Origin of the sequence: Dysgonomonas sp. HDW5A, assembly GCF_011299555.1 — a bacterium.
In the GTDB taxonomy this organism is placed as follows: domain Bacteria; phylum Bacteroidota; class Bacteroidia; order Bacteroidales; family Dysgonomonadaceae; genus Dysgonomonas_A.
Window position 1 is genome coordinate 1,545,759 of the sequence record NZ_CP049857.1, and the last position, 13,100, is coordinate 1,558,858.

At 36.7% G+C, this 13,100-nt stretch carries 11 protein-coding genes; 5 read left to right on the forward strand and 6 right to left on the reverse strand.

Annotated elements, in window-relative coordinates:
• Nucleotides 1-15: 15 nt before the first annotated feature.
• Entirely contained in the window at nt 16-375 is a 360-nt protein-coding gene (locus G7050_RS06375) for an arsenate reductase family protein (protein ID WP_166112793.1), read from the reverse strand.
• Between the two features lie 502 nt (nt 376-877).
• Here G7050_RS06375 and hemG point away from each other — a divergent pair.
• The 3 genes from hemG (at nt 878) to G7050_RS06390 (ending at nt 3,900) form a co-directional block, all read left to right on the forward strand.
• Nucleotides 878-2,239: a protoporphyrinogen oxidase gene (gene hemG, locus G7050_RS06380; RefSeq protein ID WP_166112796.1), complete on the forward strand. Its 1,362-nt coding sequence runs from the start codon at nt 878-880 to the stop codon at nt 2,237-2,239.
• A gap of 122 nt (nt 2,240-2,361) precedes the next feature.
• Nucleotides 2,362-3,018: a uracil phosphoribosyltransferase gene (gene upp / locus G7050_RS06385; RefSeq protein WP_166112798.1), complete on the forward strand. Its 657-nt coding sequence runs from the start codon at nt 2,362-2,364 to the stop codon at nt 3,016-3,018.
• Between the two features lie 69 nt (nt 3,019-3,087).
• Nucleotides 3,088-3,900, forward strand: a complete 813-nt coding sequence (locus G7050_RS06390; RefSeq protein WP_166112801.1) for a ThiF family adenylyltransferase — start codon at nt 3,088-3,090, stop codon at nt 3,898-3,900.
• 206 nt (nt 3,901-4,106) lie between these two features.
• Here the strand turns inward: G7050_RS06390 and G7050_RS06395 are convergent, their stop codons facing one another.
• The gene (locus tag G7050_RS06395) at nt 4,107-4,775 is read right to left on the reverse strand and encodes a hypothetical protein (protein WP_166112804.1); all 669 of its coding nucleotides are present in this window, start codon (nt 4,773-4,775) and stop codon (nt 4,107-4,109) included.
• Nucleotides 4,776-5,295: 520 nt separating this feature from the next.
• On the opposite strand from G7050_RS06395, the gene mutS reads away from it, so the two are divergent.
• Nucleotides 5,296-7,878, forward strand: coding sequence for a DNA mismatch repair protein MutS (gene mutS, locus G7050_RS06400; protein ID WP_166117660.1), 2,583 nt, complete (start codon nt 5,296-5,298; stop codon nt 7,876-7,878).
• 15 nt (nt 7,879-7,893) lie between these two features.
• Nucleotides 7,894-8,421 carry a GNAT family N-acetyltransferase gene (locus G7050_RS06405; protein ID WP_166112807.1) on the forward strand — a complete coding sequence of 176 codons (528 nt, stop codon included), beginning with the start codon at nt 7,894-7,896 and terminating at the stop codon, nt 8,419-8,421.
• A 9-nt stretch (nt 8,422-8,430) separates the two neighbouring features.
• Here G7050_RS06405 and G7050_RS06410 read toward each other — a convergent pair whose 3' ends face one another.
• The 4 genes from G7050_RS06410 to G7050_RS06425 form a co-directional block, all read right to left on the reverse strand.
• Nucleotides 8,431-9,543, reverse strand: coding sequence for a glycosyltransferase (locus G7050_RS06410; protein WP_166112810.1), 1,113 nt, complete (start codon nt 9,541-9,543; stop codon nt 8,431-8,433).
• Nucleotides 9,540-10,604, reverse strand: a complete 1,065-nt coding sequence (locus G7050_RS06415) for a glycosyltransferase family 9 protein (protein WP_166112813.1) — start codon at nt 10,602-10,604, stop codon at nt 9,540-9,542. Before G7050_RS06415 ends, G7050_RS06410 begins: the two co-directional genes overlap by 4 nt.
• Nucleotides 10,605-10,647: 43 nt before the next feature.
• Entirely contained in the window at nt 10,648-11,259 is a 612-nt protein-coding gene (locus G7050_RS06420) for a DUF4254 domain-containing protein (protein WP_166112816.1), read from the reverse strand.
• Nucleotides 11,260-11,447: 188 nt separating this feature from the next.
• A complete protein-coding gene (locus G7050_RS06425; RefSeq protein ID WP_166112819.1) occupies nt 11,448-12,989 on the reverse strand; it encodes a YifB family Mg chelatase-like AAA ATPase in 1,542 nt (513 codons plus the stop codon).
• Between the last annotated feature and the right edge of the window lie 111 nt (nt 12,990-13,100).

Below are 13,100 nucleotides of genomic sequence, written 5' to 3' on the forward strand. Positions count from 1 at the left end.
AATATTGAGAAAATCTCATTTCAAACGGTCTGCCCACTCATCTTCTTTAAATCCGACAAGTACATAATCATCACCGATGACCAGAGGGCGTTTTACAACCATCCCGTTAGAAGCCAATATTTTAATGAGCTCTTCGTTGGATGCTGTTTTTACCTTTTCTTTTAGATTCTGTTCTTTATAAACATTTCCGGATGTATTGAAAAACTTACTTATAGGTAACTTACTTCTATCGATCCAAGTGGTTAGCTCTTCGATTGTCGGATTATTTTCCACTATATGCCGACTTTCTACTTCTATATTATTTTCCTTAAGCCATTTTGCCGCTTTCTGACAAGTACTGCACTTTGGATATTGTAGAAATAAAATTTTGTTCATATCTGTATATTTTATTAATCAAATTGTCAATTGTATTATATAACCGGGCTAAACACTATACGCAAAGTTAAATTTTCTTTCTTATTTTCTCTCAAATGTAAGTTAATAAGTACGAGGAAAATTTATCGTTAGAGCATCGGATATCAAAAAAAGAGACCGGCTTATAAGTAATATATTCCGGCTTATTACGAATAACTAATCAGTGCATTTTCAGCATTCAAGTAACAAAAGAATATACGACTCTAAATCACTATATCTGGTGATTGTCTCATTCTCTTTATTTCATTACTTTTACTAACACTTTTAGCGAGCGTATTGTTTGCATAAGTAAGCAAAACAGCTATAAAAACTTGTAATCTGAGAATTTAAGTTCTGAGAACTAATTATTAGTTTGATAAGTAAAGCAAAAATAGAGAATTATACTCTTTACATGTTTCATCAATTATTTTCTTTTACTTATCATTAAAAAATTACTTTTGTTTAAAGATCAAAAAACTGTCAAATGAAATACGATGTCATTATAATTGGTGCGGGATTAACCGGACTAAGTACTGCTTTTTATCTGAAACGAAAAGGACTCAATATTGTTGTCCTCGAAAAGGAAAATCGTACAGGAGGATCTATCCGTTCGCATAACGAAAATGGATTTGTATTTGAGGAGGGACCCAATACGGGAGTAATAGGTAATCCTGAAATTGCTGAGCTTTTTGAGCTTTTAAACATTGAACCCGAAATTGCTAATAGTGATGCCGAAAAACGACTTATACTAAAAAATAATACATGGCATCCGCTACCTTCGGGAGCTGTGGGTTTTCTGAAAACACCCTTATTTTCATTGGCTGATAAGATTAAGATTGCGTTTGAGCCATTCAGAAGGAAAGGTACTGATCCGGAAGAAACTATTGCATCACTTGCTTCCAGACGAATTGGTCGGTCTTTTGTTGACTACGCAGTTAATCCTTTTATATCAGGGATATATGCAGGTGATCCAAAAAAACTTGTCACCAAATATGCCCTTCCTAAGTTGTATAATCTGGAACAGAATTACGGCAGTTTTATAGGGGGAGCCTACAAAAAAAGTAAAGAGATTAAAACCGACAGAGAAAGAAAAGCGACTCGAAAAGTTTTCTCAAGTAAACAAGGATTCAGTTCCCTCATTGAAAAATTAGTGGAAGAGATCGGTGCTGAGAACATTATTTGTTCTGCTGAAAAAATACGGATTATACCGAACGAAAAGCAATATGAGGTTACTTTTCTCCAAGAGGGAAATCCCTCTATTTTTACAACAGATAAAGTGGTATTGACAGTGGGGGCTCATGCTCTTCCTCAGATGTTGCCTTTTGTTGATGATTCGGATATGCTGAACATCTCAACGCTCACCTATGCCAAAGTTATTCAGGTAGCAGTTGGGGTAAACAATGAAGCAATTGATGATAAATACATTTCATTTGGAGGATTGATTCCTGAAAAAGAAAAACAGAGAATACTCGGTGTATTGTTTCCTTCTTTTTGTTTCGAGAATCGGGCCCCCGAAGGATATTCTACTTTGGCCATATACATGGGAGGGATTCGAAACCCTGAAATATTTAACTTGAATGACAATGCTATTAAGAATATAGTAAAGGAAGATTTGGATAAGTTATTTAATATTCCACCATCTTCTATTCAATTTATGAAGATATTCCGCCATCCATATGCTATTCCTCAATATGAAAAATCGAGTGGGAAAAGATTCGAAACTATCGAAAAAATAGAAACACAATATCCGGGTCTAATCATAGCCGGTAACTTACGTAATGGCATCGGAATAGCCGACAGGGTCAAACAGGCATATGATATTACCGAAAATATCGTAAAGGCTTAGAACTATTTATTCCTTATAAGAGGTCGCAAGATACTTAATAATGAAGAACTCTAATCTTAAAAATACTTCTCACAAAGAGATTTTCATTTTTTCGATATATCTTTGTCGCCAAAATAATTGGAATGAAAGTAATAAACCTATCTGAGCAAAATTCTATCCTAAATCGTTTTGTCAGCGAAATTCGAGATGTAAATATACAACAAGACAGCATGCGCTTCCGTCGAAATCTGGAACGTATCGGAGAAATAATTGCGTATGAAATTAGTAAGAACCTTTCTTATGAAACGCAAGAAGTTCAAACACCTTTAGGCAGTGCTCCGGCTAACTTGTATCAAGATCAAATCGTATTAGGAACCATACTTCGTGCCGGACTGGGTTTTCATCATGGATTTCTTAATTATTTCGATAATGCTGAAAATGCTTTTGTATCTGCTTATCGTAAATATCGTGAAAATCACGAAAGCTTTCATGTCAGTATAGAATACATTGCTTCGCCCCGTTTAGACGATAAAGTACTTATACTTACCGATCCTATGCTTGCAACAGGAGGTAGTATGGAGCTTTCGTACCATGCTCTTCTAACAAAAGGCTCGCCTAAACATGTGCATGTAGCAACTGTTATTGCCAGTCAGGAAGCAATAGATTATTGCAAAGCAAAATTCCCCGATGCGACTACCACTATTTGGGCTGCTGCTATAGATCCGTTATTAAACGAAAAGGCATATATAGTTCCCGGATTGGGAGATGCAGGCGATTTGGCTTACGGTCAGAAAGATTAAAGTCTGTGACCTTTTCGGTAATCTAAAATAGGATTACGTTACTACAATTTATTATACGAAACTCTAGAAATGGGTATAGAAAAAGGAATATTCAAGCGTACGGAACTTCTTCTTGGTGATACGCTTATGAATAAAATAGCTTCACAACGGGTTATCATATTCGGTGTTGGAGGAGTAGGCAGTTGGTGTGCCGAAAGTTTGGTACGTTCAGGTATCAGAAATATTACTATTGTTGATTCGGATCGTGTCTGCATTACCAATATAAACCGCCAATTACTGGCTACTACAAAAACTGTAGGTAAGGTAAAAGTAGAAGTTTTAAAAGAACGCTTATTGGAGATAAACCCAAAAGCTGAGATTAATGCTCTTCAGCAAATATACAGTCCTGAGACATCGGAATCTTTCCATTTGGACGAATACGATTACATCATTGATGCCATAGACAGCCTTACCAATAAAATGGATTTGATACGTACGGCAACTAAAACTAAAGCTGTACTATTATCATCGATGGGAGCTGCCTTAAAAATAGATCCTACCAAAATAAAGGTTGCCGAATTCTGGCAGGTAAAAGGTTGTCCTTTAGCAGCAGCATTACGCCGCAAATTCAAGAAGAGCGAAAAACCATCCCGTAAATTTCTTTGTGTATATAGTGAGGAGGTTTTAGAAAACAAAGGAGCCAATGAATCGTGTGGAACAGAGAAGTGTCTTTGTCCAAAAGCAAAGAATGGCCCCGGAGATCCTGATCTGGTTAATCACGAGTGGTGCAGTATGAAAGCTCAGATCAATGGAACTTTGGCACATGCTACTGCAATATTCGGTTTTACTTTAGCCGGATTAGTGATGCAAAACATATGTAAAGAAGAAAAAGTATCTGCTTAAAAGTAGGTAATCTAAAGACATCATACATGAAAGACCAACACCTGGCAGGGTATTGGTCTTTTCTATTTTTTTAAAATAATCTAAGTTCGCAAAACTATTTATTGCTTGGGCTGTAGGGGTGAACCTGTGTGTTCACCTATTTCGGACAGACAAACAGGTCTGCCCCTACCAATAGAAATATATCATTAAGTATTTTCTTTTACCGATTATAGAGCGGCTTTGAAAGAAAACCACTTCCACCAGCTATTCTTCTTTTCTTGTACAGGGGTGTTACCATGCATTATATCATAATAAACCGCATCACTGACTACTTTTGCATCGGAAGAAAGATTCTGACCGATAGTAAGTAAAGAAGGCAAGCCCAATATTGAAGTTACACCGGAAGGAATATAACCCAGAAAAAAGTTCCTCTCAGCATGTATTTGTCCCAAAAGACCAGTGATCGTATACTCATCCGTCAGCAACTTTCGCCCCAAATCTAAACCAAATGAGTATGTCAGTGTAGTCAGCAATTTGTCAACCAGCACCACATCTACATTCATATGGTCTGATAAGAAAGAGGCAAACTCTTCTCTCTTACCAAACAAAACTGCACCGCCCAGAGCTGTTGCCGCTTCAATTTTATTAATGTCTGCGTCAGAGTCTAATAAATAAACTCCACACGATTCATTATCATCTGTTTTCGAGATAAAATCCTCAAACATTCTTTCTGTTTCGGCATTATCCCCTTGTGTTAAAAGTCCCCCAAATAATCCGGCAATAATCGGGTCAGATAATTTTATCAATGTTGCTTCATCTATCTCCAATTTAGTAAAAACTTCTTCCAGAAATTGAGGAGTGATTAATTGCTTAATATTTTTAAATATAAGTTCCATAAATATCACTTATTGTATATTTTGGGAACAATATTAAAAAATAATACGATGTAATTTTTATCGTCATTTGTGAATAATATATTTATTATCTGAATTTGTGTGTAAATGACACAAAAATTAAAAACACAAATAAACGCCTGATAATATGTGCAGATAAGGTTTTCTACACAATTATGGATAATAATCAATAGATAAAAAAACTTAACTTTTTTCTCTTTAAAATCTCACCGTCAAACTTTTTGTTGGAATAATTCCCTCCCAAAAAGGAATTTAATTGTGTTTAATTCTAAAAAATTATCTCGGATGACTTTACTTTCGGATAAGTCGAATTTGCATATTTTTTCTAACTTTGTTTACTGAATAAGATATAAGATCTTATTATTGCCTGGGCAAGTATAAATACAACTGACAGTTATAATTAAATCGTGTTATATTAAATACTCATTGCCACTTAAATAGAATAGTTCTAAATAACAAAAACTATACAACCGTGTCGAAAAAAATAGCCGAAACCCCTTTAATGAAGCAATATTTTGAAATCAAGAGTAAACATCCTGATGCAATACTTTTATTCAGGGTCGGCGACTTTTATGAAACATTTTCACAAGATGCAATCGATACTGCCGAAATAGTAGGTATCACTCTTACCCGCAGGGCTAATGGGGCTGCTCAATTTGTAGAGTTAGCCGGATTTCCTCATCATGCGTTAGATACTTATTTACCTAAACTTGTTCGTGCCGGCAGACGTGTTGCTATTTGCGATCAGCTTGAAGATCCTAAGCAGACCAAAAACCTCGTAAAAAGAGGTGTCACCGAACTGGTTACTCCGGGTGTATCTATCAACGATAACATACTTAACCATAAAGAAAATAACTTCGTTTGTGCCATACATTTTGCCAAAAAGAATTTCGGAATATCATTTCTGGATATATCCACAGGGGAGTTTATGATTGCAGAAGGCACAAAGGAATATATAGACAAGTTACTTGCTAATTTCTCTCCGAAAGAGATATTGATAGAACGTGGTAAAAAGAAGTTATTTGACGAATACTTTGGTGCCCGTTTTTTTACATTCGAGTTGGATGACTGGATTTTCACACAAGATGCAGCAAAAGACCGTCTTCTTAAACATTTCGAAACCAAAAACCTAAAAGGGTTTGGTGTCGAACATTTGTCGGATGGCGTAATATCCGCAGGAACAATCCTGCACTATCTCGATTCTACACACCACACACAGATAAGCCATATCACCTCTTTATCGAGAATTGAGGAGGATAGATATGTACGTCTCGATAAATTTACCGTTCGCAGTTTAGAGTTAATCTCGACAATGAACGAAGGAGGTAAATCGCTCTTGGATATTCTTGACAAAACAATATCACCGATGGGTGCACGTATGCTTCGGCGTTGGTTGGTTTTCCCTCTGAAAGAAGTGAAACCGATTAATGACCGCTTGGCTGTTATCGAATATTTTTTCCGTGACCCCGGCCTTAAGCAAGTGCTAGAAGAACAATTGTCTCTTATTGGCGATCTTGAACGAATTATCTCGAAGGTGGCTGTTGGACGTGTTACTCCTCGAGAAGTAGTTCAGCTAAAAGTTGCTTTAAAAGCCATTGAACCGATCAGGGATCTGTTCTTATCTTCGGATGAACCCAGCTTGAAGGAAATAGGAGAAAGGCTCAATCCGTGTCCTATTATTCGTGATAAGATAGAAAAAGAAATACAAAATGACCCTCCTGCTCTACTCAACAAAGGGAGTGTTATCAATAAAGGAGTAAATGAGGAATTAGATAAGCTTAGGGCAATTGCTTATTCGGGTAAAGATTATCTTTTGCAGATACAACAACGCGAAATAGAAACAACGGGCATATCATCTCTTAAGATTAGCTTTAACAATGTCTTCGGGTATTATATCGAAGTCCGCAATTCACACAAAGACAAAGTGCCTGCCGAATGGATACGCAAACAAACGCTGGTAAATGCAGAACGATATATTACTCAAGAGCTTAAAGAATACGAAGAACAGATTCTGGGTGCAGAAGAAAAAATTCTTACGCTCGAAACCACTATATACAATAATCTGGTAGCCGACTTAATTGAGTACATACCGGCCATTCAAGTAAATGCGAATCTGATTGCACGTACTGATTGCCTGCTTTCTTTTGCTAAAACAGCACAAGAGAATAAATATATTCGCCCTACGATTGAAGACTCTGATGTACTTAACATAAAGAATGGACGACACCCTGTTATTGAGAAGCAGCTACCTTTAGGTGAAGCATATATTGCCAATGATGTTTTTCTGGACAGTAATTCCCAGCAAATAATAATCATCACGGGACCTAATATGGCGGGTAAGTCGGCTTTACTACGACAGACAGCATTAATTACCCTGATGGCACAAGCGGGAAGTTATGTACCTGCCGAATCGGCTCAGATAGGTATTGTTGATAAAATATTCACCCGTGTAGGAGCCTCCGATAATATTTCATTAGGAGAATCTACTTTTATGGTTGAAATGAACGAGGCTTCGGATATTCTAAACAACTTATCCGATCGCAGCTTAGTGCTATTTGACGAATTAGGACGCGGTACAAGTACTTACGACGGTATATCTATCGCTTGGTCCATTGTCGAATACATACATGAACACCCTAAAGCCAGAGCAAAAACATTATTTGCAACTCACTATCACGAATTGAATGAGATGGCTAAATCCTTTAAGCGAATCAAGAACTTTAACGTATCGGTAAAAGAGGCTGATAATAAAATTATATTCCTTCGTAAGTTAGTAAAAGGAGGTAGCGAACATAGTTTCGGTATCCATGTCGCTAAAATGGCCGGTATGCCTCAAAGCATTGTGAAACGTGCTGATATTATACTGAAACAATTAGAGACCGATAACCGCAAACAAGGTATTGCTAAGCCTATTGCCGAAATAAACGAGAAGAGAGAAGGATATCAACTTAGTTTCTTTCAGCTCGATGATCCTGTACTTAGTCAAGTCAGAGATGAGATACAATCGTTGGATGTGAATAATCTCACACCGATGGAAGCTCTTAACAAGCTAAGCGATATAAAGAAAATAGTATCGGGGAAATAAAAATTATAGAACGATATGGTCAAAAATACTCTTTCGTCTGACAGAATTTTATTACGAAGTTTTCAAGAAACAGATACTGATGCCATTTTCGCCTATCGTTCATTGGAAGATATTGCTAAATATCAATACTGGGAACCTTATAATCACGAAGATGCCCTGAATTTTATAAAAAGCAACCTCAACTCAGACCTAAGCAGTAAAGAAAAATGGGTTGGACTGGCAATTATTCTCAAAAGTGATCAAAAACTTATTGGGGATTGTGCTATCAGAATTAATAAAAATGATGCAGAAATCGGATGTAATATTTCTCCGGAGTATCAAAAATTCGGATACGCAAAAGAAGCACTCCACTTACTTATAGACTATTGCTTCCAAAATAATGCTATTGATGAAATATTCGGCATTACCGATTCCCAGAATACTGCTTCTATTCAACTAATGCAATCCATGCAAATGGTAAAATCAGATGAATTTGAAGAACAAATAGTTTGCAAAGGAAATATAAGTATAGAGCATAAGTATTTTATAAAACGACCAAGATAAAATACTTATTTAGCGGATAAACTCCTGAAATGATTTCACAAAGGACGACCACGATAAGCGTTTCTTCTCGATCTTTACATTATCAAAGTAATGTTGCTTATCATTATCAAAATAAGTCTTAATACCCTCTGCTATTGATTCCGGAGAAACTTCAACAACAATACCTGTTGAAGAAGATAAAACAGTTTGTCCCAAGGCTCCCGCATTAGTAGCGATTATGGGCACTTCCATCTGATAAGCCACCGCTACAACTCCACTTTGGGTAGCATCCCTGTAAGGCAACATCAATACATCTGCAGCCGAGAAAAGGGTAGATACCATATCATCGGGAATATATTGTTCGAATACTTTTATATTATCCTTAAGAGGAGACGCATCAATTAACTCCTGATATTTTTGAAAATCACCATAGCATTCCCCCCCTATTATCAGTTGGTAGTCTTCATCCAGATGAGACATAGCCTGTATAAGCAAGTCTAACCCTTTATAATCACGAATAAGTCCAAAGAAAAGGAGATTCTTTTTTCGGGAATCTATATTTAATAACCGACAAGCCCTAGATCTATCTATACGCTCCTTATACTGATCATAAATTGGATGTGGGGTTACCAAAATTTTCGCTTTAGGTATAAGCTTCTGTAAATCATCTTTTACAGACTGGCTCAAAACAATAAAACTATCGCATTTTTTAAAGAAGTACTTGGCAAAAACCTTATCAAAAAAACGCTTTTCGTGAGGAATCGCATTATGGATAAGAGCAACAACCTTTGTTTTTTTATTCACAAGGCTGCATACCATACCCAATGCAGGTGCCACAAATGGCATCCAGTAAGCTACAATCAGAATGTCGGGATTATATGCATTAATCGCCTTAGCTGTAGATATCCACGAGAGTGGGTTAATGCTACTAAGAATACGATTCGATTGAGCCGCAAGAACAGGCTCTTCGTCTTCCACATACTGAGTTTTACCGGGAAAAAGGAAAGAAGGATATAACAAAGAGAAAGAAAAAGCCTCGATTTCTATATTTTCCGTTTCACTCAACTCCTTATAAAGACGATTGCTAAAAGAAGCAATTCCTCCCCTATAAGGGTAAAACGGTGATAGAATAGCGATTTTCATTGTTCAACTTCGTCTGAATTATTTACAGATTTTCTATTATATAGAATTTCATCTACCTTTTTCAGGATTACGTCTTCTTCAATCCGATTCAGGCAGGCGATATCTTTTCTAAAGCAGGGTACTTCACCAAAGACCGAGCATGGACGGCATTCAATTTCAGTCTGTACTGCATTTTCGGGGTCTTGTTCAAAGCCATAAAATCCTAAATTGGGATGTGTGGCTCCCCATATCGAAATAGCAGGCACTTGAACTAAAGATGCTAAATGCATATTGGCAGAATCCATAGAAATCATAACATCTAAATAAGATATAAGCAGAAGTTCGTTCTCTAGATTTAATTTGCCTGATATAGTAATCACATTAGAGTATTTATCTGCCCATTTTTGCATCAAAGTACGCTCTTCAGTTCCTGAACCAAAAAGAAATAAGGTAGTATCTAATCGCTGAGAGAGTTTGGCAATAACATTTTCCATTTTCTCTAAAGGATATACCTTTTCTGCATGCTTCGAAAAAGGTGCAATACCTATCCATCGTCCCCTCTTTTCGGTCACGACTGCTCTAAGAGGATATAAGGAGCGCTCTTTAAATACAAAGAAGTTTGTAAACACCATCTCCGCAGGAAATCCTAACTGTTCAAAGACTTCCATATAACGCTCTGTTGTGGGCTTTAATGCAGGAACAACCTCTTTGGTCGAGATCATTCTTTTCTTCTCTTTACGTCCCTTGTCGATATGTGCGACTTGCTTACCTAAAATTGACATATAAGATCGTACAATTTTAGTTCTCAGCACATCGTGAACATCTGCTACATGCGTATATCTATAGCGAGTAACACTTCTCAGTAACCTGAATATTCCGAAGAATCCTTTATGCTGTTTATTTACATCAATAGTAACTGCACCGATATTAAAACCTAAATTCTCAAATAATGGAGCAAAAGATTTACGGGTTAAAACTACAAAACGATCTTGAGGATATCTTGCCGCAACCGAAAATACCACCGGAACCAGCATCGCAACATCGCCAAATGAAGAAATACGAGTAATTAAAACTCTTGCCATTATTATATTAAAAAATTATTGTCGTCATTTATTAAGAGTATTCCTATTTACTCTTCTTTTCGTATAAAACAGGATTTAAATCGGGATCATTATACATTTTCATTTGTTTGTATACTTTCATATACTTCGATCCGTTTTCAATATCTTCCATCAATTCATCTATTGCTTTTGAAAGATCTTTACGTTGCTCCAGCAGAATAGCGAGTTTTTTGGCGCATTGTTCGTGATGCTCCGGGCTTACATCTTTTCGATCAACCTCCTGTTGCATGTGATATAGCTTTAATGCTAATATCGATAAACGGTCTACTGCCCAAGCCGGACTTTCGGTATTTATCTTTGCATCAGCCTTAGGTTGTATGCCCTTATATTTATCCAGAAAATAACTGTCAATTAATTCAACCAGATCAGTACGGTCTTGGTTAGACTTATCAATACGACGCTTTAAATCCAAAGCAGCAACCGGATCAATCTGAGGATCTCTTATTATATCTTCGAAATGCCATTGAACAGTATCAATCCAATTTTTTAAATATAAGTAATATTCTATTGTCTTTACCTCATATGGATTAGAAATAGGTGTATCAACATTATCCGTTATGTGATAATCTTTAATAGTCTGATCAAAGATTGAATTACACAGGCTTGTAAATTTCATCTTAATAATTTTATTGTTAATTTAAAACAAAAAAAGGCACTTTTACTATTCACCTATATTGCATATAACAACAATATCTGCGAAATAAAAATACCTCCAACCAATAACTTACAAATATATATTTTTATTTCTATTTCCTGTTATTTTCTAACAAGAAATATGAAAGTGACACATTAGTATCCATCTTTTCACCTTGTTGCCCAATTTTCTCTATCCAAATTTCTATAATTTATGGCTTCCGCAAGATGTTTTGATAATACTTTGTCCGAATTGTCTAAATCGGCAATGGTACGTGAAACTTTAAGAATCCGATCATAGGCTCTGGCTGAAAGGTTAAAACGATTCATTGCTGTTTTCAATAACTGTAATCCCTCATCATCGGGAGTTGCATATTTACGCATCAATTTAGATGTCATCTGAGCATTGCAATGAATTGAATCCTCATCCTTAAAACGTTTGTCTTGAATCTCCCTGGCTTTAATAACCCTTTCTCTTATTACCGCACTATCTTCGGCAACTCCCGAGCTTGAAATTTTATCGAAAGGAACGGGAACGATTTCTATCTGGATATCAATACGATCGAGTAATGGCCCTGATATTTTATTCAGGTATTTCTGAACAACGCCTTGCGAACATACACACTGCTTTTCTGGATGATTGAAATAACCGCAAGGGCATGGGTTCATAGAAGAAATCAACATAAAACTGGCAGGATATTCTACCGTAAATTTAGATCTGGAGATGGATATCGACCGATCCTCCAATGGTTGCCTCAAGACTTCAAGTACACTTCTGTTAAATTCGGGTAGTTCATCCAAAAACAGCACTCCATTGTGAGCCAAACTTATTTCTCCAGGCTGAGGATAAACACCTCCTCCAACCATGGCAACATCTGATATGGTATGGTGGGGCGAACGAAAAGGACGGGTACACATCAGCGAAGTATCTCCTCCGATCTTACCTGCAACACTGTGTATTTTGGTGGTCTCCAAAGCCTCGTGCAGAGTAAAAGGAGGCAGGATAGAGGGTATCCGCTTTGCCATCATCGATTTTCCGGCTCCGGGAGGACCTATCATTATAATATTATGACCTCCTGCAGCAGAAACTTCAATTGCACGTTTTACATTCTCCTGACCTTTTACATCCGAGAAGTTAAATTCAAAATTCTGATGATTGTTTAGGAATTCGGTTCGGGTATCTATAACAACAGGCTCTAAGTCGGCTTCGTTGTTATAAAAATTTACGACTTCTGTTATATTTTCAACACCATACACCTCCAGATTATTAACTACTCCTGCTTCTTTGGCATTTTTCTTTGGCACAATCAACCCCTTAAAGCCCAGTTCACGAGCCTTAATTGCCATTGATAAGGCTCCTTTTATCGGTAGGATGGATCCGTCCAAAGACAATTCACCCATCAGCATATATTCTTCCAGCTTGTCAGTTTTCAGACTGTCCGAAGCGGCCATAATACCTACAGCAAGAGGTAAATCGTATGCTGATCCTTCTTTTTTTATATCCGCAGGGGACATATTAATAACAACCTGTTGTCGGGGAAATTTATATCCGTTTACTTGTAATGCAGAAATAATACGCTCATGACTTTCCTTTACGGATGCATCGGGAAGTCCGACCAACATAAATTTTATGCCTTTTGAACAATTTACTTCTATCGTTATTTGTGTTGCATCAACTCCTTGTACGGCTGCGCCAAAAACTTTTACTAGCATCGTTTTGTGTTATAAATAATAGATATAAGATTCCTTTTATGTATTTTAAAAACTTAAGGCACAAATATAAAATAAAAAACAGGAAGACTTGACTGATCTCCCTGTTTTCCG

Bases quoted from the DNA above. Each gene is read 5' to 3' on its own strand.
- upp (WP_166112798.1), top strand. From the start codon at position 2,362: ATGAAAGTAATAAACCTATCTGAGCAAAATTCTATCCTAAATCGTTTT.
- G7050_RS06390 (WP_166112801.1), top strand. From the start codon at position 3,088: ATGGGTATAGAAAAAGGAATATTCAAGCGTACGGAACTTCTTCTTGGT.
- G7050_RS06405 (WP_166112807.1), top strand. From the start codon at position 7,894: ATGGTCAAAAATACTCTTTCGTCTGACAGAATTTTATTACGAAGTTTT.
- G7050_RS06420 (WP_166112816.1), bottom strand. From the start codon at position 11,259: ATGAAATTTACAAGCCTGTGTAATTCAATCTTTGATCAGACTATTAAA.
- G7050_RS06410 (WP_166112810.1), bottom strand. From the start codon at position 9,543: ATGAAAATCGCTATTCTATCACCGTTTTACCCTTATAGGGGAGGAATT.
- G7050_RS06395 (WP_166112804.1), bottom strand. From the start codon at position 4,775: ATGGAACTTATATTTAAAAATATTAAGCAATTAATCACTCCTCAATTT.
- G7050_RS06425 (WP_166112819.1), bottom strand. From the start codon at position 12,989: ATGCTAGTAAAAGTTTTTGGCGCAGCCGTACAAGGAGTTGATGCAACA.
- hemG (WP_166112796.1), top strand. From the start codon at position 878: ATGAAATACGATGTCATTATAATTGGTGCGGGATTAACCGGACTAAGT.
- mutS (WP_166117660.1), top strand. From the start codon at position 5,296: ATGAAGCAATATTTTGAAATCAAGAGTAAACATCCTGATGCAATACTT.
- G7050_RS06375 (WP_166112793.1), bottom strand. From the start codon at position 375: ATGAACAAAATTTTATTTCTACAATATCCAAAGTGCAGTACTTGTCAG.
- G7050_RS06415 (WP_166112813.1), bottom strand. From the start codon at position 10,604: ATGGCAAGAGTTTTAATTACTCGTATTTCTTCATTTGGCGATGTTGCG.